Below are 24,935 nucleotides of genomic sequence, written 5' to 3'. Positions count from 1 at the left end.
GCCCCAAGGGCGACTGAAGGCGAGCCGGTCGAGGACGACCAATGAGGCCACTAGCCGCGAACCGGTTCTGGCAACCACACCCGTGCCGGTGTTTGCGTCCCTATTCTGATAGACAGAGTCCATGACGCAGCCACATGTTTTCGTAGCCATGGCCGACATTTTGAACCTCCGGTGTGACGCGTGGCTGCTACCGACGGATTCCGTGGTCACGATTGAGCGGCACTGGCTGCAGGCCCATCCAGACCTCCGAACTACGGCGTCAGCTTCGGCAGAGTTCCGTGACGGAAGCGCGCTGGCTGAGCCAATCCGCCCGTGGGACCCTGCGGCGCCATTGCCCATCATGACCGCCGTCCCCGACGACGGCAACTGGAGTCCCGCCGTCGTCGCCGAGCGTCTTGAAGCGTTCACCCGCAGCGCCGTGTCTGCTCTTCCGGCTCCAGGCGACCGGCCCTACCGCCTCCTGGCGTTGCCGTTTTTTGGGACCGCCGGGGGCGGCGCCGGGAACCACCTTGGCGCAGCCCTGCGCGCGATCCTCGAAGCCGCCACCGAACTGGCGGCCCGCTACGGCGTCGACCTCGTCTTGGTCCTGCGGGACAGAGCAGCGTTTGCGCTGGCCCAGAAGCTGAGGCGCGAGGAAGTCGGCAGCTCGTCCTGGCCGTCCCTCGGCGCCCACCTACAGGGGAAAGCCAAGTCGCTTGGCCAGATTGCACGCGCCGGACACCTGGTGCCCTTTCTCGGCGCAGGCATCAGCGTCAGCGCCGGAGCTCCGAGCTGGGGTCAGCTTCTCGACAAGCTGAGGAACGGTATACGCCTCAAGGAAGCCGAAGCAGACGCCTTCCACAGGCTGGGCCCGCTAGACCAGGCCGGGGTCCTCGAGCAGCTCTATGCCGACCAGCATGACGGCCCGGAGGCGTTCGGTCAGGCGGTGGCCGACGCTGTCGACTTGCCGAGATACGGTCTGGCGCCGGCACTCCTTGCCGTTCTCCCCTCCACGGGGGCGATCACATTGAATTATGACCGGTTATTCGAAACCGCCTGCAGCGACGCCCAGCGCCCAAGGACTGTCGTCCCGGAGAACATTCCCCCCGTAGGCAACGACTGGCTGCTGAAACTCCACGGTTCGGTGAGCGAGCCCGAAAGCATCGTGCTGACCCGTGACGACTACCTTGGCTACAACAGCAACCGCGACGCGCTGTCGGCGCTGGTCAAGGCGCACCTGCTGACCCACCACTTGCTGTTCGTCGGGTTCGGGCTTGCCGACGACCATTTCCATGAAATCGTCCACGACGTCAGGCGCGCGCTCCCGAACAACGCCTCCAAGAACCATCAGATGGGCACGGTACTCTCGCTCTTCTATGAACCGCTGCAGAAACTGGTCTGGGCAGGGAAATTGGACATCCTCCCCATGTCCGCCGCCCCCGCGTCATACGCCGCCCCGGTTGAGGTGCACACAGCCCTAGCGACTGCCGGACGGGAGCTCGAGATCTTCCTGGACATGATGGCCGCCTACGCGACCGACAATCACTCCTATTTGCTGGCCCCCGCCTACAACCAAGGGCTCGCCGACGACGAACTCGAATTGCGACAACAGCTCCTTGCCCTGGCCAGCCAAAAGCGATCAGCCGAGACAGCCGAAGTATGGGCCGTGCTCGACAAGGCCCTCCGAGAGCTGGGCTTAAGCGGCGTGTCTTAGCTTAGGGCCGACTGGGCTGCTCGGGACGTGGACGTCAGCGTCAACGACCGGCCCACTACGGCAGCGTGCTGCCGAATATCTCGAGCACCAGGGGATACAACCGGCCGTTGAGTTCGCGGTACTTGGAATGGAGGTTGATCAGCCGGCCGTCAATCTCCAACCAGCCAAAATTGTCCAGACGGGCTACTGTTTCGCCGTCACGAGTAAGCGCCCAGCGGGTGTCTTCCCACGACTGCAGTCGATCACGTGTGGCGGACGACTCCGGATCAAGCGGTCCACCCGTGAGTTCTTGAGTCGACCAGTCCGAACGATCCCCGAGGGTCAGCTCCAACACCGACGCCATCACGCGATAGCCGAGAGCCCTCGGAGTGGTCGTCGGCGACTTCTCAGGGCGGTGGATACCTTGAGATTTCTCGAGTGCAATAGCAATCGCCCTAGCACTTGGCATATTCAAGGCCCGGTCCCACGAAATTTGGAAGTCCCCACTGGAACCAGCAGTGAAACCCGAACCCCGCCGACGCGCCTGGTAGTCGGGCCCGCTCGCATTTGCCATCATCAACGAGTCAGCTTGACTCGCTGAACCGCCATCGCCGGTCAGGGCAATGTACAGACCCGGGTCCCGCCGACTCAGTTCACTTGCCACCCGCCAGGACAACGCGTTGATGTGACGATACAGAAGTGTCCTGTGCTGTACGTAAAACATGGCGCTCCCTTAAGGAATGTAGGTTTCCCGGTGCCGTCGTTGTTGAAATCATTCTTCATGCCGTGGCCCCGCGTAAGCCCGAGCGCCTCGCGGAGAGTCGTTACTCCCGTTGCCGCCTCCACAACCTTGACGGCCTCCCCCGCGTCCCATCGGACATTTGCCCCGTCCCCTTCAGCTGCGGCTCCATGAACCGCCGGAACGTGTCACGCATCAAACTCGACCCCGCCACCGCCTCATGCAAGTCCCGCAGCTCCTTCAACGTGAACGGTTCGTCCAGCAGCGCCCCAGGGTCCGGCGATTCCGTGTACGCGGCCCGCAGCCACTCCAGCGCCTTCGCCACGATTTCCGCGTGACCGTACGGCAGCCCGGCGATCAGGTCTGGCTCCCCCGCCACCGAAGCCAGCCGGACGTCGTCGGACTTCAACGCCTCCTCCAGCGCTGCCACCTGCACCACATCCACGTGCGCCACGGACAGCACCCAGCCGCGGTCGTCGCGCGCCGGGTCGTCGAAAACCTGCAGCTGGCGCGGCACACGCCCGGAGATCCCGGCCTTCTCCCGCAGGCAGCGCAGGACCGCGTCCGCCAGGGTCTCGCGCTCCCGCAGGAACGTGCCGGGCAGCGCCCACTTTCCGTGGTGGTGGTCCTGTGCGCGCCGCACCAACAGCACGCAGACGGAATCGTCCGCCACCGTCAGCACCGCCGTGTCCACCGCCACCGAGGGGCGCGGGTAGTCGAGCAGGGACGTTCCGGGGCCGTTCTGGGAATCCTTCACAGGATTATTTATTTCAGTATTGCGCTAAAGATGCAAGCCGTGCATACTGGAGTCAATTAGCGCAGAAATGATCTAAATCAACCGGAGGTTCCCCCTGAAAGTCCCCCAGCTCCACGTCGGCGCCAGCAGCCGGCTCGGCCCGCTCAGCATCTTCCCCGTCTGGACCTCCGGCGCTGGGAGCCTCGGCATCAGCACTGGCACCCACGCCGACGTCGCTGTCACCGAACTCGCCAGCGGCGCCCAGGTCGCCCGGCTCACCGTCACTAACAACGGCCCGCACCCGGCCCTGCTGCTGGAAGGCGAGCTGCTCGAGGGCGGACAGCAGCACCGGACCTGCGCCCGCGACGTCGTCCTGGGCCCCGGCGAAACCCGCGACATCGACACCTTCTGCGTCGAGGCCGGCCGCTGGGAAGTCGGAGAAGCCAACCACCGCCGGCAGGCACGGCGCGCCCCGCTGAACGTCTGGTCCGAGCTGGCCAACGGTTCGAACGATCTGCGAGGGACCAATCGGCAGGGCCGCATCTGGGACCGCGTCCGCCGCTTCGACGCCGCCCGCGGCGCCTCGGTGACCAGTTCACTCCTCGACCACATGGACCGGTTCAAGGAGGACGTGCACAGCCTCTTCGACGCCGCAGACGCACCGGCCGCGCTGGAAGGCCAGCGCGGCGTCGTGATCGGACTGGGCACGCAACCGCTGCTTCTGGAGGTCTTCGGCACCAGCACGCTGTTCCGGCGGCACTATCGCCAGCTGATCGACTCTGCACTACTGGACCTGGAGCTCCTCCCACCCCAGGCGCTGGCCTCCGGTCCCCTGCCGGGCCAGCGGGCCCGCGACTTCGCCGCCCACGTCCAGGCCATGGACTTCGGAACGTTCGACGGCGGCGCCGCGGCGGTCGAAATCCGGAGCCACGGCTCCCTGCGGAGCCGCAACCTCACCCGCGCCGCCGGCACGGTGTCCGCCGCCGGCATCGCCGTCGAACTCCCCGCCCGCCGCCCCCAGCTGGCCCACCTGACCGGCTGGAACACCAAGCACCCCCTGATGGAGATGGCATGAAACTGACACCCTTGCAGAATGACCGCGCGGCCGGAGTCCTCGTCGCCCTGGCCGCCGGCGACGCCCTCGGCGCCGGCTACGAATTCGGCGCGCCGTTGCCGGACGGCGCGGACGTCACCATGAAGGGCGGCGGACCGTTCGGGTTCGCGCCGGCCGAGTGGACCGACGACACGTCCATGGCCATCCCGATCGCCCAGGCCCTGCTGGACACTGCGTCCGACGCCGGATCCTCCTCCCCCGCGGCGCTCACCATGATCGTCCGGACTTGGACCGCGTGGGCCGCCGAGGCCAAGGACGTCGGCGCCCAGACGAGCTCCGTCATCGCGGCCGCCCGACGCCTTGCCTCCGAGGCGGGCCGGAGCAAGGTCCGGGCCGCCGACTTCAGCGCCGCGGCGGCGGACTTCCATGCCCGCACGGGCCGCAGCGCCGGCAACGGCTCGCTGATGCGCACCGCACCGCTCGCGCTGGCCTACCTGGACCGTGACCCGGCCTCCCTGATGGCCGCCGCCGGGGTGCTCAGCGCCCTGACCCACGCGGACCCGGACGCGCAGGAAGCCTGCGGCCTCTGGTGCGTGGCCATCCGCGAGGCGGTCCTGACCGGCATTCTCGATGTGCGGAGCGGGCTGCCGCTGCTGGCTCCCGAACGCGCTGCCCTGTGGCGGGAGCGGATCGAGGTGGCCGAGCGGTCCCGGCCGCGGGACTTCACCCGCAACGGCTGGGTGGTCGAGGCGTTCCAGGGTGCGTGGAGCGCTATCCACTTCACGTCCTCTTCCGCCACCGGTCCCGCCCATCTCGGGGCTGCATTGGAGGAGGCGGTGCGCGGCGGGCGGGACACAGATACGGTGGCCGCCATTGCGGGCGGACTGCTGGGCGCCGCGTACGGCTACACGGCGGTTCCCTTCGAGTGGCGGCGGCGCCTGCACGGCTGGCCCGGGCTGCGGGCCCGCGACCTCATGATGCTCGGCATGGAGCTGGGCCGCGGCGAGGGCCGTCGGTCCACGTCCTGGCCGCGGGCGGAGCGCCAGGACTACAGCATGTGGAGCCGCACCGATGCGCTGGCCCAGCACCCGCACGACGACGGCGTCTGGCTGGGCGGCGTCGGTTCGCTTGGGCGGGTGACCGAGCTGGGCATCGACGCCGTGGTGTCACTGTGCCGACTGGGGACTTCGGATGTACCGGGCGTGGCGCCGGAAGACCACGCCACTTTCTGGATCGTCGACTCCCCCGTCGACGACGACAACGCCCACGCGGCGTTCGTGCTGCAAGACGCGGCAGCCTCCGTCGAACACTTCCGCTCGGAGGGCAAGACGGTGCTCCTGCACTGTGTCCGGGCCGAGTCCCGGACGCCGACAGTGGCTGCGCTGTATGGAGCCCAGGTTGCCGGGATTACGCCGCTGGAAGCACTGGAGGACCTGCGGCGCGTGCTGCCCGGAGCGAACCCAAACCCGCTGTTTCTTCGGTCGCTCGGCGCGGTGCCGGCGAACCGAGTGAATAGTGTCACACCGGCAAAGTAGTCTGCTTTCACGAGCTTGAACTGTCCAAATGGGGGATGAATTGACGGACCTGATCCACAAGGTAATGAATGGGGACTTCGAGCCTGCTGCGGCTGCCTCTGTCCCCACTTCTTACGACTACGCCTTCTTGTACTCGTGGCAGCAGGAAGCGCTGAAGGCCTGGCACTCCAATGCCCGCCGTGGGGTCGTGGAAGCCGTCACCGGATCAGGCAAGACCCGCGTCGGCATCGCTGCTGCATTTGAAGCAGTCCGCCAAGGAATCAAGGTCTTGATTCTCGTCCCCACCGCGGAGCTTCAGCGCCAGTGGCTGTCCTCGATCCAGCGCGACCTCCCCCGGGTCCGCCGGGGCGCACTGGGCGATGGCCGCACAGATTCACTCGACCATGTGGACATCCTGGTGGCGATTGTCCACTCGGCGTCCAACCGGGAGACGCTGCGAAGCCACAAGGCCGGGCTGATCATCGCGGACGAATGCCACCGCTACGCCGCCCCCATGTTCACGGGGGCTCTTCAAGAGGGATTCGCCTGGCGACTCGGACTGACCGCCACCTACGAGCGGTCGGACGGAGAGCACGAGACGGTCTTGTCGCCATATTTCGGCGGAGTCGTCTACAAGCTCTGGTACGACCGGGCACTGAAAGACAGTGTCATTGCGCCGTTCGATATCGCCCTCGTCGGTGTTGAACTCACGCCCACCGAGAGGGTCAACTACGACGATCTCTCGAACACCATGCTGGAAGCGGCCCGCAACTTGGAGACCTACGCCGGAATCCCCCGGCGGCCATTCCACCAATTCATTGCGGCAGTCGCCTCGCTCGCTGGGTCAGATTCAATCACTCGGGAATCGACGATTGCTCGGAAGTATATGCGGGCCATGGCGTCCAGGCTCACGTTGCTGGCGGAGGCCCGGACCAAGTACCACGCGCTGGCCGCGATTAAGGAAACCGTGGACCAGTCCCGCGGCACGCTGGTGTTCACCCAGACCCAGGAATCTGCCCGGCGAGCCCAGGAGATGTACACGGCCATGGGTTCCAAGGCTTCCGCCATCTTCAGCGGCATGGCCAAGGATGAACGCCGGCAGGGCATGGAGGACTTCCGCAACGGCACGTCGCAGATTCTCGCCGCACCCAGACTGCTCGATGAAGGCATCGACGTGCCGGAAGCTGACCTCGGCATCATCGTTGCGGCCAATCGCAGCCAGCGACAGATGGTCCAGCGACTCGGACGCGTCATCCGCAAGAAGGCCGACGGACGGGTCGGGCGCCTCGTTGTCCTGTACTCGAAGGACACTGTAGAGGACCCCGATGTCCAAGGCGAAGAGTTTCTGGGCCGGGTACTTCCGTTCGCCCGCAAGGCTGAGTTCTTCGACATCAATACCGACTTGGACCGGCTGCAGACGTTCCTCCACCAAGTTGTGGCCGAGCCCAAACCTGAGCTTCCGCCGTCCGGCGAGGTGGAGCCCATCGCTGGTCCGGAGCAGCCTCCGGTGTTGCCCGAGCCGCCACTTGAAGGGCCCGAAGTTGATGCCGAGCCGGTCGGTTTCGATTTGGAAGACGACGAGTGGCTTGAACAGCTCGCCGGCAGCGAAAGCGTCACCGATGACGCCGTCGCGGACTACCTTTGGCGACTGGGCCGCTACGAATTGCTGACGGCTGAGCAGGAGGTGGAGCTGGCGCAGGAGATCGAAGCAGGCCTTTACGCGGAGCAGCTCTTGCGCGATAAGGAATCGAACCGTCCGCGGCGGGAAATCAGAGAACTTGAGTTCCTTGCTCTGCTCGGAAAGCGAGCCGCTGACACGCTGCTGAATGCCAATCTTCGGTTGGTCGTTTCGATAGCCAAGAGCCACGCAAATCGCGGGCTCGACTTCCTGGACCTCATTCAAGAGGGCAACCTGGGGCTGCATCGGGCCGTCTGCAAGTTCGATTTCACCTTGGGTTTCAAATTCTCAACCTACGCAACTTGGTGGATTCGTCAGGCTATAACTCGCGCTCTGGCCGACCAGGCACGTCTTATCCGTTTGCCTGTCCACATTGTGGAGCAAATTCAGAAGCTCCAGTCAGAGCAGCGTACTGCCGCAATGAACGGGTCCGCCTGCACAAGTGAAGATCTGGGCCGCCTCACGGACAACTCAGTCGAGAAAGTCGAATATCTTCTGACCTTGGATAAGGCGATTTACTCACTGGATATGCAAGTTCCCGATGGCCGAGGAGGAACCGAAGCCCTCGCCGAACAGCTGGCCGATCCGTTTGATCTGGATGTGACCGATCCGCTCTTTCAAGTAGCTATGCAAGAGCAGCTGCATTCCGTTCTGGACACACTCGAGGAACGCGAGGCCGGAATCATCGCCATGCGCTTCGGGATGACTGATGGCCAGGAAAAGACCTTGGACGCAATCGGCAAGGTTTATGGCGTCACCCGGGAAAGGATCCGGCAGATCGAAGTCAAGACAATGAAGAAGCTCTGCCATCCATCACGATCCTCGGTGTTGCGTCAATACATGTTTGACGGCTACGACCCGCTGCACCCCAAAGCACCCGTGGACGCGGCGGCCGCCGCCGCCAAGGGCGACTGAGCCGTGTCTTTCGACTGTCATGCCCGGGGCCACGTGGCCAACCATCACCACCTGCCGGGCAATGTCGGCCACTACTGGTAGGAATATGAGCATGACTACAGCTCCTGAACTCAGTCGGGAACAGCGTGACGCCGTCATGCGCAGTGAATCAGCGGGCGACGCGTACGCCGCCGGTGAACCTCTCCGCGCCATCGCCGCCGATTTGGGTTGCACGGTCGACGAACTCTGCAATTTTTTGGCCGCGCAACCAGCCAGCCACCTTGAGCTACACCGCGCGAGATCCGTCCGACGCCGGAGCTTGGCCATGGACGAGGTTCTCTACGAGAACCGCGTCCTGTTATATCGGCTGAACGGCGCCGGGATTGCCTGGTCTGATACGCCGAAGGTCCTGAAAGCGCTGCAGACGGCCATCGACGTGGAAGTCGCCGTCGAGCTCGTGCACATTCCCGGAGTCGCTTCCGAGCGGACGGCGAGGGTACTACCTCCACGGACCTTGGGCGACAAGCTCAGTCTTTTGTACGTGGCGGGCAAGCACCACGGAATCGAGCCGGACTGTCAACTGGCGCTCGGCACCATGCCGATCGAAGAGATGGCCGAGCTTCGGTCACTCATGCAGCCCAACTTTCCGCCGCGACGCCTGGCGGAGTTCGCCGCCGTGGCGGAAACTACCAAGCTCGCAATCCGCGCCAGGGAGGTGGAGACCATCTCCTATGCGGACTACACGAAGACAGCGGCGACGATTTCTTCGCGCCTGGGAAACACCAGAGTTGCCGCCGACGACCAATGGCCGGTGCCGGGATTCGTGCTGCTTCGCCGTTACGGTCATGGCTTCTGGGACGATGCACTGCGCGCGGCCGGCCTGCGCCTGCCAGGTTCCGAGTCCAGATTTACCGACGACGACTTCTTCGATGCGCTAGACGGTTTCACTGAGGAATGCATCGGTTTTGAGCATCCCATGAGCATTGCCATCTACGACCGGTGGGTCTTCTCCGAAGCGTCCATGCGGAACGACCGGCCTTCGGCGGTGGAACTCGTCCGCCGCTACGGCAGCTGGGCTTCTGCAATGGAGGTTATCCTCCCGCAAGAGGAGGACGAGGACGACGTGCTCGAAGATGATACCGAACAAGGCGCACTGGTGGTCGGCTTGCCATCCGCCGTCCGGCGCACGATCCACGCGCCGCAACAATCACTGGGGTTTTGAGCGTGAGGACACTTTCATCAGAGGCTGACGTTCCTCCGCGCGACGTGATTGGGCAGGTGACCAGATCCTTCCTGGCCGGGGATCCACTGCGGTGCATCGCGGACGCCGCGAAAATGAGTAGCTGGGAGCTTCTGGGCATCCTCGGTAACCGGGTCGCGGACCGGGGTGAGGAGCAGCGGTCCAGGGCCCTCCGGAATCGATGCAATGCCACCTTGGCAGCCCTTTACCAAGAGCGCGAACGCTTCGAACAACTCCACGGCGCCGGTATCGACTTCGTGGATATACCCAAGGTTCTCGCCGCGCTCGGAGCACCCGTCGACGTCGACATTGCCGAGGAAATGCTCCGGACTACGCACACGTTCAAGGAACTTGCGCACCGCGCCTACCAACTGCATAGGGGTGAGGTGGAGTTCGTTCCACCCATCGAGATGCTCAGCTTGCTCTACGTGACGGGCCGCCACCGAGGAGTCCAACCCGATTATGAAATGGCTCTGGGGATGATGCCGCTCTCATCGGTCGCCGAGATCCGGGACTTCCTGGGTCCGGGCAGCCCCAACGGCCAGTCAGCCGAAATCCTGGCGGTCATTGAAACAACAGCGCAGGCCATCCGCGCCGGCGATGACGCCGGAATCTCGTACTCAGACTACGAGGAGATAGCGGAGGCAATCTCGGCCGACCTTGGAGAAGAACTGCCCGGTCGCGTACACCGTTGGCCGGTTCCGGCATGCACCGTGCGGCGCCACTTGGGCCAAGGGTTCTGGGACACCGCGTTGGCTGCCGCCGGGCTGCAGCCAACGTTAGATCCGGATAGCTTCAGCGCGTCTGATTTTGTTGAGGCGGCCCGTAGATTTAGAGACGAGTACCGCTACTTCGGCTCCCCGAAAGACGTGGCTAGCTACGACAGTTGGACGACTGTCGAAATGGCCGCCGGCCGCCATCGCCCGTCCGTAGTCGCCATCCGAAGGCACTTCGGCGCTTGGGAGTCGGTGATCGGCGCCGTGATGCCGTCGGAGGTCAAGGATGAGTACGACGGTATGGTCACCCACATCAGAGCCGAGAACGACGTCCAGGAAGGCTGGGCGAAAGCGGGCGAACTGATCAGTGAGGTTCTCGCAAACATGCCGTGGAACTCGTTCCTCAGCATTCAATACGCCGAGGACACCGAAGGACTGACACCCTACGCCCAAGCAGTTCCCAGCGCCGATGGGGTCTGGTTCGAAATTGTGTCCGAGCAGTATTTGCCAGCCGACACGTGGCCCATAGATACCGGCTACCTGACCGGGAATGGCTGGTCTGCTCCGAATAACGATTTTCCGAACTGGTTCAAGGACGGTATCCCACACATTGAAGCGGGGCACCAGATACTCGACGGTTTCAGATATGGCCGGGGTTGCCACGACGCAAGCAAGCTTCAATGGCATACCGGCGGATTCCCCACCGGGCCCGGTCCGGACGGCGGCGTCACGCTTGCCGATGCTCTTGCCGGCGCAGTCCAGACACTTCAGAACGCGGCCTGAGCAATTCCGCAAAGCCATTGCTCGGCGACCTGCCGCATGCATCGAAAATTTTGACAACCATTGGGGATCACAGCATGACGACACAGCAATTTGCATCGACTCATTCCGCCCTCGCCGAATTGGAACGGCTGGTTCACGAGGCGAAAGCGGGAGACCCGTTCGCGCCGGTGACCGTGATCGTCCCCTCCCACGCCAGTGCACTCGATATTCCGCGCTATTTAGCGAGGAAGTCGGGCAGTGGTGTCGTCGGAGTCCGCGCATTCACGCTCATTGACTTGGCTATTGACCTCTTTGCACTGAGTCCGGAGGCCAGTGGCCGAGGTTTGTTGGACCCCATGATCAGGCAGGGCGCTCTGACGGCAAGTCTCACCCGCAATCCTGGCGTCTTTAAGGAGGTTGCAGACCAGCCCGGCACGGCCGCAGCCCTGACGAGGACTTCCTCGGCGCTGGACGGCGTCAACGTCGATACTGCGGCATCACTCCCTGAGCCTGTCCGGGACGTGCTCCGCCTGAACGACGCAGCCGTGGCCGCGCTCAAATCGGATTTCTTCACCGAGGCCGAGGCGCTCTCTGGAGCAGCGAAGCTCCTCAGCGAGCCGCGGGCTTTGGCCCAACTCGGCACAATCATCGGTTTTATGCTTCCCGCGGGCCAGGGGCCCAGTGCCGAGCACCTGCTCGGCACTCTGTCCGCTGCGGGCATGCAGTCGCTGGCAGCAGAGGGTTCAGTCCGCGGCTCTGACAACATTTACAGCGCTTCCGATTCCGACGATGAGTGCCGAGCCATCGTGCGCTCCGTTGCTGAGTTGCTCGGCTCCGGCGTCGCCGGGCATCGCATTGGGGTTTTCTACTCTGCGTCGGACCCGTATCGCTCCCTGCTGGCCCGCCGGCTGGATGAGGCCGGCATCGAGTTCAGCGGCCCCGCCGCTCAGCAACTTCGCGATTCGCCCCAGGCCCGCGGCTTGCTGAGACTGCTGCAAATGGATCCGAGCGCTTTGGACGTAAGGGCTGTTCTCAACACCATGGCTGAAGGCACTGTGCACTGGAGGAACAATGATCTTCCGTCCCCCGCTGCCTGTGAGCGCCTGTACCTTAACCCACCGCGAGATGAGGATGCACCGGAGAGCGACGCGGTGCTGGACGAGAAGTCGCTAGAGCGAAAAGCCCGGAGACTGGCCGAGTCGGCCCAGTTCGTCAGTTTCCGCAACGCTCTATCCGGCGGGTTGGCTCGCGTCGCGAAGGCTACCTCATGGGTTGGGGCGGCAGCGGAACTCCGAGATTTCATCCAGGAGTTCCTGGGCCCGCGCTCGGCTTCAGAGCATCCGCGGGTCAGCGCCGCCCGGGCTGAAGTCTTAGAAATAGCAGACAGCCTATCCCTGCTCGACGGTGTGGCGCCAGCGCCCGGCGGTGACGCATTGCGCATCGCGCTGGAACAGGGAATCAACCGCCGCTCCGGGCGGAGAGGAAAAATCGGCGTCGGGATCTCGGTTGGGACAATCGCCGACGGAGTTGGGCGGGACCTCGACGTCGTGATCCTGGCAGGAATGGCCGAGGGCCTCGCGCCCTCCAAAGTCCGAGAGGATCCGTTGCTCCCTGACCACATCAAGGTCGAACTGGGCACCGGCCTTCCAACGGCGGAGCAGAGAATTGCCCTGACACACCAGCAGTTTCTCGCGGCGCTGGCCAGCGGATCCCGGACACTATTGTTCTTCCCTCGCGGCAATCTTCGAGGCGGGGGATCCTACGAAGTGTCCCGGTGGATCTCCGCCGGCCTCGAAGATCCAAAGTCTGTGGTGGTGCTCAGGTCTTACGAGCACGGAATCCGGACGGGCGCCGGAACAACAAACGGCTTGGCCCCCACCGCACAGGAGTGGCGGCTCAGGTCCTGCCTGAGCGGCAAGCGCAATGAGCTTGCATCCGACGACAGCGTGCTCCACCGCGCCCTGGAAATCCGCCACGACCGCCACCACGGCGCGTTCTCGCGCTTCAACGGGGATCTGTCGCGTTTTGCTGGAAGCTTCTTCAATCCGGCCAAGGCCATCTCACCCACAAGCCTCGAGGACTGGGCGACCAACCCCTTCAGCTACTTCATGAAGCGGGTCCTGAAGGTCAGCGTGTTTGAGGACATTCAATTAGAGCTGCAGATCAGTCCGATACAGCGCGGAGAGCTCATTCACAAAGCCCTCGAAACGTTTGTGCTCGGAGCAACCGAAGGTGCGCAAGCATGCACTGAGCAGGACCTCACTTCGATAGGCGAAGTCCTCTTCCAGAAACCCGAAAACTCAGCGTGGCTCGGGCACCTCTGGGATCGGGATAGGAGCCGAATGCTCGCGGACCTGCGGCGGGTGTTCGCGGCGGACCAACGTGACGCTGCCAAGGGGTGGACCTATCAGCAACCGGAGGCAGGGTTCGGGCCGGCCGAATACGGCAAGCAGTATCAGCATGATCCGGTAAACCTGACGCTGCTCGACGGACAGGAGATTCAGTTCCTTGGCTTCGTTGACCGGATCGATCGGCACGAATCCGGGGCCGTTCGAGTCATCGACTACAAGACTGGTGGCACCAGCAGATTCAAGGGAATGTCTCAAACAGATCCTACGGCTGGCGGGAAGAAGTTTCAGCTGCCCGTCTATGGGCTCTTTGCGCGCAGCCTCCAGACCGACGCTGCGGTTCCGGTCCAGGCCCAGTACTGGTTTGTGTCACAGGATGCAGACCCGATTGGGTATGTGGTCGACGACGCGGTGCTCCATCGGTTGAGGACGGACGCCTCCCTGATCGTCTCCGCCCTGCATCGCGGCATCTTTCCGCACAAGCCGGAGGAGTCGAGCTTCTCCAACTTCACTAACCTGGCCGGCACCGCCGGCGCCAAACATACGTGGCAGGGGCTTTCGCAAACCTCAGAATTAGCCTCACTCACTATCCTGAAGGACGACAAATGAGCAACCCAACAGTTCTTCACCCGGCTCTGGAACTGCGCGATGAAAGCCACCGCGTTGTCGTGCGCACAATGCTGGACAAAACCGTTTTCGTCGAGGCGGGCGCCGGCAGCGGCAAGACCCGGGAACTTGTGGAACGCATCTGCGCCCTGGTGGATTCCGGCGTCGAGCTCCGTGGCATCGCGGCCATTACATTCACCGAGAAAGCAGCCGGCGAGCTGCGGGAGCGCGTCCGCAAGCGGCTCGCCGCAGCTGCTGAGTCCGACGAGGCCAGTGAAAACACCGAGGCCCTGCGGGTGGCGGCCCTCAACCAGCTGGACACGGCACCTATCGGGACCATCCACTCCTTTGCGGCCCGGCTGATTGGCGAGAACCCAGTGGCGGCGGGTGTCCCGCCGATGATCGACGTCGTCGACGAGCTGCGGTCCCAAATCGCTTTCAACAAGCGCTGGGAGACTGTGGTCGCCGCCCTGTTCAACGAGCCCCGCGCGGACAAGGCGCTGAGAGTGCTGCTGGCCGTCGGTGTCTCGCTGGACAGCCTCCGCGACCTCGGACGGGCCCTCGACTCAAACTGGGATCGTTTGAAGCGCAGCCCATCGGAGACCAGATACATTCCCGAGCTGAACGCCGGGCGGGTTATCCGGCAATGCTCTGGCGTCCTGGCCATGCGGGAGCATTGCACCAATCCGAACAACGTCCTGCTGGCAAAAGGCCTGAGCGGGCTTGGGGCCTGGCTAGTGCAACTCCAGGAGGCACAGTCCGCTGACGATCCGAACATGTTGATGAGTGTCCTTCGCAAAGTTCCGACTGCTCATCTCAAGGGCGGAGCCAAGGGCGACTGGCAGATCCCCGTCGACCAGGTGCGAAGTGCCGCACAGGATGTCGTGGCAAATGTCGCGGAGCTGATTGCGAGCATTGTGGGACCCTCGCTGGAAAACGTCACGGCCATCATGTCAGAGATCTTCCTGGACGAGGCGGGGAAACGTCAACGGCGGGGTGCGTTGGAGTACCACGACCTGCTGGTCCACGCCCGCAATCTGCTGGTTGGCGATGAGCGACGCGAGATCCATGCCGCCGTTCGCCGCCGCTACCACCACGTCATGCTCGACGAGTTCCAAGATACTGACCCTATCCAGGCTGAGATTGCCCTCCGGATCTGCTCCGACGAGGTGTGCGGTCCCAGCGGCTGGGAGAAGCTCCCGATTCCCGCCGGACGACTCTTCACCGTTGGTGATCCAAAGCAGTCCATTTATCGGTTCCGGCGGGCTGACATCGCCACATATATGACGGCCAGAGGGCGTGCCGAAGCGGATACGGCGGCGGAGGTAGCCCGGCTCAACACGAACTTCCGGTCCACTCCCGCCGTTCTTCGCTGGGTCAATCACACGTTCGCGCAATTGATCGAGGCCAACGGAAGCATCCAGGCCGGCTATCAACCACTCCATGCGGACCCGTTCAGGCCCGAGGTGGACGACTCCGCTGGTCCCGCCGTAGCCGTCATCGGACGCAGCGGAATGATGCCGGGCGCCGACGGAGAGAAGCCCAGCGCCCAGGCCCGGCATGCCCAAGAAGCCGCGGACGTGGCGGCAGCCATTGGTTTGGCCCTGGGTCACGGTGGTACGCCGTGGCAGAAGCAGTCCGGAGCACCCTCCTACGCGCTCTCCAACCTCGAGTCCCGGGACATCTGCATCCTCCTGCCCACCAGGACGTCCCTGTCTCACATCGAACACGCACTGGACTCGGCTGGCATCGAGTACCGGGCTGAAGCTTCCTCATTGGTCTACGGAACACAGGAGGTCCACGATCTACTCCTCCTGCTCCGGTCCCTCGCCAACTCGGCGGATCAGGCGTCCCTGGCGCTAGCGCTGCGGACGCCCTACCTCGGCTGCGGTGACGACGACTTGTACGAATGGCACTCGGGAGGCGGGTATTGGAGCATCCATGGAACGGCTCCAGAGGCTTTGACGCGGTCGCCTGTCTCCCGCGCGCTGAGCTATTTGAAAACGCTCTCTTGGGATCTTTCCTACAGTCCCCCGTCGGAGATCATGGAACGCATCCTGGCTGACCGCCGGGTGCTCGAGTCCGCGACGGACTCGCCACGCTACCGGGACGTCTGGCGCCGCTTGAGGTTTGTGGTCGATCAAGCGCGTGCGTGGTCCGAAGCGACCCACGGCAGCCTGCGCGACTACCTGCTCTGGGCCGCCGTTCAGCAAGAGGAGAACGCCAAAGTCAAAGAAGCCGTGGTCCCCGAAACAGACGCTCAAGCCGTCCGGATCATGACCATCCACGCCTCCAAGGGGCTCGAGTTTCCCATGGTGGTACTGGCTGGGGCGGGCAGCACGAGGGGTGGCTCGTCGGACAAGGCCCTCTGGGACGAGCTCGGTCAGTTGCAGGTGCACATCTCCGGCAACATCGAGTCGGCCGGCTATCCCGAGGCCAAGCAGGCTGAGGCCGAACTACTGGCCGCGGAGAAACGCCGACTGCTGTACGTGGCCTGCACACGGGCCACCAGCCACCTTGTCGTATCCCTCTACAGCGGGGGTCCTTCGAGCCTCAGTGGCATGCTGGCCTCAGTCGACGATCCGGAAACGGTGCAGGAACTGGAGTTCCCCGATGAGTTCCCTGCCCGCGTGAAATCCCAGCACGGAGTATCTCCTATAGCGGCGTTCGACGATTGGCAGGACATGAGAGCTCGGTGGGTCGCGCAGTCCGCAATTCCTGCCAGCACGTCTGTGACTGCACTGACCAAGGGTGGCTCTGTACCGGCCTTCGAAGCGGCGGGTGCGCAGGACGAACTGCTGCAGGAACTGAGCTTCGCCGACGACGCCGTCGCAGGTTCGCCCTTCTCAAGCGGCGCCGTCGGTACGCACGGAGCTGACTTCGGCACGGCACTGCACCGCCTCATGGAAGTGTCAGGTCTGCAGGCCGATGACTGCTTCGGAGGACTGGCCAGGACCGTGGCCCTGCAATTCGGGCTCGAGTCCGCGGCTGACCTTGAAGCCTGCGCCAGATCGGCGATGTCAGCTGTTCCCGTCCGAAGAGCAGCCGAGCGCCGGCATTGGAATGAGCTGCCCGTTGCAGTCGAACGCGACGGGGTAGTGATCGAGGGCATCATCGATCTGTTGTACCGGGAGGACGACGGCAGTCTGGTCATCATTGACTTCAAAACGGATGTGCAAATGTCGGAGGCGACTCAGTCCGCATACCGGAAACAGCTCAGCTTGTATGCCGAAATGCTCGCCGATACCACCGGCGAGCGAGTGAGCGAACTCGTATTGGTGCTGTGCAGACCCAATTTTGCTGACGTCCGCCGGCAGAAACTCGAGACTCTGGCAGTGCCGGTTTCCTGATGCGGCAGAGAGAGGTACAGCGATGAGATGCATTCCAGCCGAGCCCGAGTTCGGCGATGGCCAGTTGGCCGAGAAAGCCGTGTGGGAAGCACTGAAGGCCAGCCTGCCGGAGGAGGCAGTGCTGGCGCATTCTGTCCAGGTTCGGGACGGCAGGTCAGAGCACGAAATTGATCTGCTCGTCCTTTGGCCCGGCGTCGGTATGGCCGCCATTGAAGTCAAGGGCGGCCAGATCTCCGTTGACGATGCCCAGTGGTACCAGTCGGACAGGAGCGACAAGCGCAAAATTCAGAGCCCGGTTGCCCAGTCGCAGGGTTCCCAGCACGCCTTCAAGAACTGGGTCAGCGGCCAAACAGGGTCTCGTCTGACTAGTCGCTTCGCTTACCTCGTGGCCTTTCCATACACAAGAGTTCCTCAGACGTGGAACATGGCTGGTTGCCCGCGAGCCTTGGTCCTGGACCAGACGGATATACCCTCCGCCGCTGAACTTGTCCGTCGGGCAATCGAACAGGAAGGAGGTGGCGCTACTCCACTGGCAGCGGCTTTCACTGAGCGAATCGTTCGCCACCTAAGCGGAACTCTTGAGCCCGCCGGCGCCCACCGGGACCCTGCGCAAGACGAATACCTGCAGGACCATCTGACCGAAGGACAGGCAGTGCTACTCCGTGCAACGCGGTCACTGCGCCGTGTGCAGTTCACCGGGGGCGCCGGCAGCGGTAAGACATGGCTGGCTGTCGAAAAGGCAAAAGTGCTCGCCAAGTCCGGGAAACGGGTTGGCCTGTTCTGTTACAACAAGGGCCTCGGACAGTACCTTCAGGACCAGGTAGAGCCCTGGCGACAAGCCAAGCCGGTGTTTACCGGGGAGTTCCACGACTACGCCCGCGGGCTCGGCGTGCCGGACGGCGTCGGCCAGGCCTACTTCGATGAGGAAATGCCCCTGCAACTCAAATCGCTTGCTGCCACCATGGACGCGTCACTGAAGCTGGACGCCGTCGTCGTGGATGAAGCTCAGGATTTCGCGCCACTGTGGTGGGAAGCGCTGTTGGCTTGCACGAAAGACCCGGACACCAGCGAAGTCTTCGCGTTCCAGGATGATCATCAGGACGTCTACAGCCGTTGGACCGGTGCCTTGGGAGATTTCGGTCATCCGGCGGTTGGCCTGGTGCCCATCCACATAGACGACAATCTCAGGAACACCCGAAAGATCGCGGATACATTCAAGTCGTTCGCCGGCGAGCATTTCACTCCAAGAGGCAGCACGGGACTACCCGTCCGCCGAGTTGAATGTGCCACCGAGGACGCCCTGGACGCCGCTGAGGACTGTGTCGATGCCCTTATCGAGGAGGGGTGGGCGAACAACCAAATCGCCCTGCTGACGACCAAAGCACGGCATCCCATCCATCGAGAGTTCTTCGAGACTGGCACGACCGAGGACTATTGGCGCGAATTCCACGCGAACGAACGAGAATTCTACGGCCACGTCCTGGGCTTCAAGGGTCTGGAGCGCTCCGTCATAGTGTTGTGCGTGAACGGTTTCAAGGAGCCTAAGCGTGCGGCGGAGCAGCTTTATGTGGGGCTTTCGCGGGCACGAAGCCTCCTGGTCGTAGTCGGCGACTCCGAGTTGCTGGCTGAGGCGGGTGGTTCTGAACTGGGCAGGATTCTGTCGAGAGCCCAGATCTGGAGGCCCGCTGACGTATCGAGATGACTGGCCATAAATGCCCGTCCTGACCCGAACAATGTCCGACCCCTCACACACAATGTTGCGTATTCACGATGACAAGGGGGAAAGATGGCGGACGGCTACGAAATCTTTGATACTGGGCACGGATCGATGAAACGCACCCATTACCGGCTGAAGGCCAAGGAAATTGACCAGGTAATGCGCGCGGTGCGGGCGCTACGCCTAAGTAGCGCCGCCGAGGCGCGCCAGATGCTTCTGAAGGGGTCGGGGCGTGATGTCTAGACCGTCCCAGAACTCTACGACGTCGAACTCGGCAGGGTCCTCGACTACTTGGAGAGGCAAAGGCGCATCCGACGGGCAGCTGGCCAGCTCTGACGAGCAGGCTGCCGGCACTGATCTTCATCCGCCTCGACTCTTTTTGGGCGTGTCGAAGGCCTGATATGGGCCGGGAGTCACCACCACCGGTGCCGGCACTCCGGATTCTGGCACGACCATTTGGGCGTACCGATCTCCTTCTTACCGGTGGCTGGATACTCGCGGATTTCCATGTCGATGCAACATCCGGCGAACTCGGTCTTCGGCATCAACTGGCGGTCCGACGGTCCGATCATCCCGTAGGCAATCCGCCACGCCTCGTGGCCGCACACCGGGCACTTCCGCGAGACGGTGCGCTTCTTCTTCGGTTCCGGGCTTTGGGGCGTCTCGTCGGGAGTCATGGGAGCACTGTAGGCCCGAGCCCTGACAAAGAGCTCATCCTGGGCGGATTACAAAAACTTCTTAGGGCTAAGAAGTTTTTGTAACATAGCGCGGGTGCCGTTCGAGCGTGGCTTCGATCGTTCGTTGGGAGGGTCATGGGGTCGTCTGGAGCTGCTTTCAGCTTCTCCGTGAACATCTCATGAGGCGAGGACTGAGCGCTGCGGGAATCTACCCTGCGAACTCAAAGTCGAGGGTAACCTCGGGAGCGACGCTTTCGATAATCCCGGAGTAGTACGCCTTGGCCTGCTCTTTCAAGGCTTCTCCATTTTGAGAGATGTACTTCTGCTTATTTTCATTACTGAGAATGTTGTTGACCATCCGCGTTTGGACGGCTGGCTCGGCCAGCCAGCTAAGCGGGTTGCCGCTCTCGAGAGCATCCTCAAACTTGGGATTGTCAAAGCCGATGAACTTCGATTCAGGGATAGTCACGCGCAACGATTCTGGACCGGTGCGTTCGACCTTCACCTTCGAGCCGTCGACGCCCAATTTCGCGTCAAACTTGTACTGGAGCAGAGTGGTTTTTTCGCTCGCGGGGATGGCCACGCCGAAAATTTCCCTATTGCTTTCGTACCTATCGATGCCCTCGATGTGAAGGCTGAGCAAGGCGACCTCTTGCACTCGCGTAACGGCCTGAACCACCTGGGAATCACGTTCGCTGGAGCTGCTGCTGAAGAGGGACTTGAGGGCGAGTGCGTTAAGTCCGCCGGATGCGAACGCGGCGACCGCTCCCCCGCCCAGCAGCACCACGAGCAGCAAAGCCGGCCAGAGCAGAATCCGTGCCTTGAAGAATTTCATGACTGCTTTGAAAAAGATCACGACGATTCAGTCTCCAGTTTCGTTCGACGTCGATACCCTCGAAATTCCGCGGGGTTGGACAGCCACAGCGGATCGCCGTGTCAAGTCCCCTCGAACCATATATGGGGGCGAGGGGGCGGCCGACTACGGCACGCCCCACCGATCCTGGAAATTGCGGGGGGAGCTTATTCGCGCGCCCTCCACCCCGGGACGCTCCGCAGTCGCGAAACTTCCGGGTTACTTCTCGCCCGCGTCTTCACTGCCGGTCTCAGACCCGTCCGACGCCTGTTCGCCGCGCTTCTTCCGTTTGAACAAGCCTGCCACGCTCCCGCCGACGGTGCCTGCCGTACCGACGATGGCGCCGCCGGCACCCTTGACCGCGGTGAGCGCCTGGGGCTCATCTGGGATTCCATCCCCGTCGATGTCTACGCTCCGGAACGCGCGCGATACCGTGTCGGCCGCGGTTGCGACGCCGCCTCCAACTGTGCTGGCAGTGCCGGCAATCCAGGTGCCCGTCATTTTCGCGGCATCTTCCATAGCTGCAAGAGCTCGATTCTGGTCGGCGTCGCCGTCCTCTGCCTCAGGTTCGGCCGGAATGGCAAGATGTTCAGGGAACGTGTCCGGGGCTTCGGCGAACGCGGCCCGAGCCGCGTTTACGACTTCACGGCCAAACACGAAGCGCGTAACGCCGCCGGTGATGGCTCCGACCCCGTATTCGATCGTGGCCTGCTGCTTTCCGCTCAAATTTTGGCGGACGGTGTCCAGCTCACCGGTCTCAATGGTACGGACCAGACTCTGCGCGGCGCCGCCAGGAAGGCCATCGGCGAGCGTATTCGCCCAGTGCGACCAATCCGTTCGCCCTGCCGTGGCCGTGTTGCCACTCACGACGGCGCCTGCGGCCGACGCGCTCGATAGGTCCGTGGCCATCGTCGCGATCTGTTTCTGGCTGACGCGTTCATTTGAAAGCCCATAGACGAGGGCCAGGGCTTGATCTTTGTCGAGATCCATCCCGTGAATATCGGCGATAGCGAGCGCGAATACCGCCGTGATCTCAAATTGGAGTTGCTCATCGCCGGCTGGAAGTAAAGCCGCAGCGCGCTGTGCACCGTTCTTCGCAGTGCCCATCGCCATGTTCTTAGCGGCCTGTTTCGCAGCGCTCTTTGCGGCGAACTTAACGGCTTCTTTGCCAGTCTTCTTGGCGGCCTGTTGACCTGCACTCTTCATACCGGCCGCTGCGGCCCCCACCCCTGGGATCATGGCGATACCGATATCTGCGGCAATCGTACCGGCGCTGATGAGGGCACCAGCAGTGGTGATCGAGGTTGCGTAGTGTCGTTCCAGCATCTGGATGACCTCAGCGGGAGTCGCGTCCGGATGCCGCCGGCGGAGCCTCATGACGTACTTGCGAGCGATCGTATGACGGGCGCTGACCGCCTTCGCAATGTCACGCGTGGCCTCCTCTCCATCGAGCTCCGCCTCCAGCGTGATGCTCTCCATATCGGCCATCGCGTACTCCTCCGTGGTTACACCTCTCAAGGAGGTGGGATTGCGCAGGACAGGGGGCAGATGTCCCCCATGCTGCTCTGAATCTATGGTGATTGTATTCAAGGATTCAGGCCCAGATGGTCGCGGCGCGTGCAAACGCCTTAACCAACCGATTCCCTCTCACGAAATGGATTGGGCAGCTGACCCTATGTGCTGCGCGGCGGACACAGCCGTGGCAGAGTAGCCGCCATGACAGCTTTCGATCAGTCCGATGATCTCCGGGGCGCGACCTTCACCGAGGTGAACTTGCGGGGCGCCCGGTTCGTGCGGTCCGACCTCTCCGGCGCTGTCATGCGCGCCGTGGACGCAGCCGGGGCTGACATCGACGCGCCGTGGCTGTTCGAGGACGGCGGCACCCTGCTGGTCAACGGCGTCGACGTCGTCCCGTTCGTCGAGGCAGAGCTCAACCGCCGCTTCCCCGCCCGGGACGAGCGGCGCGCCCACGACCCGCAAGGCCTGCGGAATGCCTGGGCCGTTCTGGAGCAGGCCTGGCAGGCGGCGTTGGAGCGGGCCGCGGCAATGCCGCCCGGGACGGTCGATGTCTCCGTGGACGGCGAGTGGTCCTTCGCCCGGACCCTGCGCCACCTGGTGATGGCCACCGACACGTGGCTACGGAAAGCAATCCTGGAAATGGACCCGCCGTACCACCCGATCGGGCAACCCAACGCCGAATATGAAACCGACGGCTATGACCTGGCCGTCTTCTCGGAAGAGGCCCCGCCGTACGCCGACGTCCTGAAAGTGCGGGCCGGCCGGCAGGCGATGGTGCGCGACTTCCTCGCCACGGTCACCGAGACGGAGCTGCCCGCCGAGCGACGTAATCCTTGGGCGCCCGCAGTGCCGGTGACGGTCCGGTCCTGCCTGCACACCATCCTGACCGAGGACTGGGAGCACCTCCGTTATGCCCTGCGCGACCTGGACGCTATCGAGGCCGGCCCCGCAGACTAAAGCCGAGGAACCCCACACACGTTTGTTCACCCGGGGTCCAGCTCCCCGAACACGCGAGTCCACCTAACCTCCCTAAGGTTGACGGATTGCCGGCGCAGCGCCGGTGTCCGTAACCGTGAGGAAACATCACCATGCGCACAGTCCTGACTGCCGCGGCCGCCGCCGCACTCATCACGTCCCTGGCGGGCCCCGCCCTGGCCGCCCCGAACGCCGACGCCGGCAACGCGCAGTCGTCGGCCACTGCCGGCAGCACCGCGTCCGCGGTCAAAACCACTGAGCGCAACGGATCCTTCGACCTGCAAGCCCACCGCGGCGGCCGCGGCCAGTGGACCGAGGAGTCGCTGGCCGCGTTCGGCAACTCGCTGAAGCTGGGCGTGAGCACCCTGGAGCTGGACACGCACCTGACCACGGACGGGAAAATCATTGTCTGGCACGACGACACCATCCAGGCCGACAAATGCCAGGACACCGCGCCGGCCACGCCCGGCGACGCCGCCTACCCGTACGTCGGGGACCGGGTGGCCGACCTGTCGCTCGCCCAGATTAAGACGCTGGATTGCGGGTTCACCCAACTCAAGGGCTTCCCGGAACAGGAGGTTATCAAGGGCAACCGGATCGCCGAGCTCAAGGACGTGTTCCGGCTGGCGCGCGAGGCCAACGCCAAGAAGGTGCGCTTCAACATCGAGACCAAGGTGGAGGACGGGAAGGCCGGCGGCGAGGGCATGGTGGCCCTGACCAAGGCCGTGGTCGCGCAGATCCGCGGCTCGGGCATGGCGAACCGCAGCACCGTACAGTCGTTCGACTGGTCCTCGCTGAACCTGACCAAAAAACTCGCCCCGGAACTCCCGCTGGTGGCCCTGTCCAGCGGCGACGCCTGGCTCCAGGTCGGCCAGCCCGGCGCCAGCCCCAACCTCGGCGGCATCGACATCGACACCTACGGCGGATCGCTCGCCAAGGCCGCCGCAGCCCAGGGCTACGACGCCATCTCCCCCACGTTCCGCTCCGTCACCCCGGCCATGGTGGCCGACGCCCACCGCTAGGGCTTGCCCGTCATCCCGTGGACCGTCAACACCCCCGAGGACATAAACAAGCTCATGGACCTCGGCGTGGACGGCATCATCAGCGACTACCCCACCCGCCTGCGCGCGGTCATGGCCGACCGCGGCCTGAAGCTCCCGAAGGCTTACGCACCGAAGGCCTGAATCCTCCTGATAACGCGAACGACGACGACGGCGGCCGGCCCGGCCGCCGTCGCCGTTTCTGGAAGAATGGGCCCATGACCCTCACCACCTTCGCCCTCGTCCGCCATGGCCAGACCGACTGGAACGCGGAGCGCCGGCTCCAGGGATCGACGGACATTCCGTTGAACGACGTCGGCCGCGGCCAGGCGCGGGACGCCGTCGCCGCCCTGTCCGGGTACGAGTGGGACGCGGTGGTCTCCTCGCCTCTGGGCCGCGCGGCAGAGACGGCGAATATCATCGCCGCCGGGCTGGGGCTCCGCGTGGACCGGCGCATCGCCGAACTCACCGAACGCTCCTTCGGACCGGCCGAGGGCCTGCAGGCCGGCCCCGAACTCGAGGCCCTGCGCATCCCGGGCGGATTCCGCGGCGCCGAGAGCGACGACGACGCCGCCGCCCGCGGGCTCGCCGCGCTCGAAGCCCTGGCCGGGGAATTCAGCGGCCGCCGCGTCTTGGTCATCGCCCACGGCACCCTGATCCGGCTGAGCCTGAGCCGCGCGCTGGGCCGCACCATCCAGAGCATCGACAACGCCGTGCTGAACCTGGTCCACCACCACCCCGTGGACGGCTGGGAGCTCGAATACCTCAACGGCGAGCAGCTTACGGCCGACGCCGTCGCCTAGCGCCGGCTAGCGCCGCCCGCGAACGCCCGCGAGCGGCTAGCGC

The 24,935-nt window shown here is 63.9% G+C and carries 17 protein-coding genes and 1 pseudogene; 13 read left to right on the top strand and 5 right to left on the bottom strand.

The features are described from left to right. The first annotated feature begins 121 nt into the window (after nt 1-121). Complete coding sequence (locus AC1DBE_RS07210; RefSeq protein WP_476970081.1) at nt 122-1,693, top strand: SIR2 family NAD-dependent protein deacylase; 1,572 nt, start codon at nt 122-124, stop codon at nt 1,691-1,693. Between the two features lie 55 nt (nt 1,694-1,748). On the opposite strand, the gene AC1DBE_RS07205 is transcribed toward AC1DBE_RS07210, so the two are convergent. Next, complete coding sequence (locus AC1DBE_RS07205; protein WP_476970080.1) at nt 1,749-2,396, bottom strand: TY-Chap2 family putative peptide chaperone; 648 nt, start codon at nt 2,394-2,396, stop codon at nt 1,749-1,751. Between the two features lie 100 nt (nt 2,397-2,496). After that, on the bottom strand, nt 2,497-3,168 hold the full coding sequence (locus AC1DBE_RS07200; protein ID WP_476970079.1) for an NUDIX hydrolase: 672 nt from the start codon (nt 3,166-3,168) through the stop codon (nt 2,497-2,499). A 76-nt stretch (nt 3,169-3,244) separates the two neighbouring features. On the opposite strand from AC1DBE_RS07200, the gene AC1DBE_RS07195 reads away from it, so the two are divergent. The 9 genes from AC1DBE_RS07195 (at nt 3,245) to AC1DBE_RS07155 (ending at nt 19,269) form a co-directional block, all read left to right on the top strand. After that, complete coding sequence (locus AC1DBE_RS07195) at nt 3,245-4,222, top strand: ARPP-1 family domain-containing protein (protein WP_476970104.1); 978 nt, start codon at nt 3,245-3,247, stop codon at nt 4,220-4,222. Continuing rightward, nucleotides 4,219-5,736, top strand: a complete 1,518-nt coding sequence (locus AC1DBE_RS07190) for an ADP-ribosylglycohydrolase family protein (protein WP_476970078.1) — start codon at nt 4,219-4,221, stop codon at nt 5,734-5,736. Before AC1DBE_RS07195 ends, AC1DBE_RS07190 begins: the two co-directional genes overlap by 4 nt. Before the next feature lie 28 nt (nt 5,737-5,764). Next, nucleotides 5,765-8,308, top strand: coding sequence for a sigma-70 family RNA polymerase sigma factor (locus AC1DBE_RS07185; protein ID WP_476970077.1), 2,544 nt, complete (start codon nt 5,765-5,767; stop codon nt 8,306-8,308). 91 nt (nt 8,309-8,399) lie between these two features. Beyond that, on the top strand, nt 8,400-9,509 hold the full coding sequence (locus tag AC1DBE_RS07180) for a hypothetical protein (RefSeq protein ID WP_476970076.1): 1,110 nt from the start codon (nt 8,400-8,402) through the stop codon (nt 9,507-9,509). A 212-nt stretch (nt 9,510-9,721) separates the two neighbouring features. Then, on the top strand, nt 9,722-11,026 hold the full coding sequence (locus tag AC1DBE_RS07175) for a TY-Chap domain-containing protein (protein ID WP_476970075.1): 1,305 nt from the start codon (nt 9,722-9,724) through the stop codon (nt 11,024-11,026). A 74-nt stretch (nt 11,027-11,100) separates the two neighbouring features. Continuing rightward, nucleotides 11,101-13,962, top strand: coding sequence for a PD-(D/E)XK nuclease family protein (locus tag AC1DBE_RS07170; RefSeq protein WP_476970074.1), 2,862 nt, complete (start codon nt 11,101-11,103; stop codon nt 13,960-13,962). Continuing rightward, the gene (locus tag AC1DBE_RS07165; RefSeq protein ID WP_476970073.1) at nt 13,959-17,309 is read left to right on the top strand and encodes a UvrD-helicase domain-containing protein; all 3,351 of its coding nucleotides are present in this window, start codon (nt 13,959-13,961) and stop codon (nt 17,307-17,309) included. The genes AC1DBE_RS07170 and AC1DBE_RS07165 overlap by 4 nt, the downstream gene beginning before the upstream one ends. A 22-nt stretch (nt 17,310-17,331) precedes the next feature. After that, nucleotides 17,332-19,011: a nuclease-related domain-containing DEAD/DEAH box helicase gene (locus AC1DBE_RS07160; protein ID WP_476970072.1), complete on the top strand. Its 1,680-nt coding sequence runs from the start codon at nt 17,332-17,334 to the stop codon at nt 19,009-19,011. Nucleotides 19,012-19,095: 84 nt separating this feature from the next. Next, a complete protein-coding gene (locus AC1DBE_RS07155; RefSeq protein ID WP_476970071.1) occupies nt 19,096-19,269 on the top strand; it encodes a hypothetical protein in 174 nt (57 codons plus the stop codon). 170 nt (nt 19,270-19,439) lie between these two features. On the opposite strand, the gene AC1DBE_RS07150 is transcribed toward AC1DBE_RS07155, so the two are convergent. The 3 genes from AC1DBE_RS07150 to AC1DBE_RS07140 form a co-directional block, all read right to left on the bottom strand. Beyond that, the gene (locus tag AC1DBE_RS07150; protein WP_476970070.1) at nt 19,440-19,703 is read right to left on the bottom strand and encodes a hypothetical protein; all 264 of its coding nucleotides are present in this window, start codon (nt 19,701-19,703) and stop codon (nt 19,440-19,442) included. Nucleotides 19,704-19,911: 208 nt separating this feature from the next. Further along, nucleotides 19,912-20,559: a DUF4230 domain-containing protein gene (locus AC1DBE_RS07145; protein WP_476970069.1), complete on the bottom strand. Its 648-nt coding sequence runs from the start codon at nt 20,557-20,559 to the stop codon at nt 19,912-19,914. Nucleotides 20,560-20,775: 216 nt separating this feature from the next. After that, nucleotides 20,776-22,044 (bottom strand): hypothetical protein, encoded by a 1,269-nt coding sequence (locus tag AC1DBE_RS07140; RefSeq protein ID WP_476970068.1) that lies wholly within the window; start codon nt 22,042-22,044, stop codon nt 20,776-20,778. Between the two features lie 228 nt (nt 22,045-22,272). Here AC1DBE_RS07140 and AC1DBE_RS07135 point away from each other — a divergent pair, with 228 nt between their 5' ends. From AC1DBE_RS07135 to AC1DBE_RS07125, 3 genes and pseudogenes are all read left to right on the top strand, one after another. Then, nucleotides 22,273-23,031 (top strand): DinB family protein, encoded by a 759-nt coding sequence (locus tag AC1DBE_RS07135; RefSeq protein ID WP_476970067.1) that lies wholly within the window; start codon nt 22,273-22,275, stop codon nt 23,029-23,031. Between the two features lie 131 nt (nt 23,032-23,162). Next, nucleotides 23,163-24,233: pseudogene (locus AC1DBE_RS07130) on the top strand (glycerophosphodiester phosphodiesterase family protein). Nucleotides 24,234-24,307: 74 nt separating this feature from the next. Beyond that, nucleotides 24,308-24,892, top strand: coding sequence for a histidine phosphatase family protein (locus tag AC1DBE_RS07125; RefSeq protein ID WP_476970066.1), 585 nt, complete (start codon nt 24,308-24,310; stop codon nt 24,890-24,892). The last annotated feature ends 43 nt before the right edge of the window (nt 24,893-24,935 follow it).

The organism is Arthrobacter sp. 10T416 (assembly GCF_056394165.1).
This window is presented reverse-complemented; position numbering and strand designations above follow the sequence as displayed.

Coding starts and splice junctions, on each gene's coding strand:
- AC1DBE_RS07210 (WP_476970081.1), top strand. CDS start 122: ATGACGCAGCCACATGTTTTCGTAGCCATGGCCGACATTTTGAACCTC.
- AC1DBE_RS07205 (WP_476970080.1), bottom strand. CDS start 2,396: ATGTTTTACGTACAGCACAGGACACTTCTGTATCGTCACATCAACGCG.
- AC1DBE_RS07190 (WP_476970078.1), top strand. CDS start 4,219: ATGAAACTGACACCCTTGCAGAATGACCGCGCGGCCGGAGTCCTCGTC.
- AC1DBE_RS07185 (WP_476970077.1), top strand. CDS start 5,765: ATGGGGGATGAATTGACGGACCTGATCCACAAGGTAATGAATGGGGAC.
- AC1DBE_RS07180 (WP_476970076.1), top strand. CDS start 8,400: ATGACTACAGCTCCTGAACTCAGTCGGGAACAGCGTGACGCCGTCATG.
- AC1DBE_RS07170 (WP_476970074.1), top strand. CDS start 11,101: ATGACGACACAGCAATTTGCATCGACTCATTCCGCCCTCGCCGAATTG.
- AC1DBE_RS07165 (WP_476970073.1), top strand. CDS start 13,959: ATGAGCAACCCAACAGTTCTTCACCCGGCTCTGGAACTGCGCGATGAA.
- AC1DBE_RS07160 (WP_476970072.1), top strand. CDS start 17,332: ATGAGATGCATTCCAGCCGAGCCCGAGTTCGGCGATGGCCAGTTGGCC.
- AC1DBE_RS07155 (WP_476970071.1), top strand. CDS start 19,096: ATGGCGGACGGCTACGAAATCTTTGATACTGGGCACGGATCGATGAAA.
- AC1DBE_RS07150 (WP_476970070.1), bottom strand. CDS start 19,703: ATGACTCCCGACGAGACGCCCCAAAGCCCGGAACCGAAGAAGAAGCGC.
- AC1DBE_RS07140 (WP_476970068.1), bottom strand. CDS start 22,044: ATGGCCGATATGGAGAGCATCACGCTGGAGGCGGAGCTCGATGGAGAG.
- AC1DBE_RS07135 (WP_476970067.1), top strand. CDS start 22,273: ATGACAGCTTTCGATCAGTCCGATGATCTCCGGGGCGCGACCTTCACC.
- AC1DBE_RS07125 (WP_476970066.1), top strand. CDS start 24,308: ATGACCCTCACCACCTTCGCCCTCGTCCGCCATGGCCAGACCGACTGG.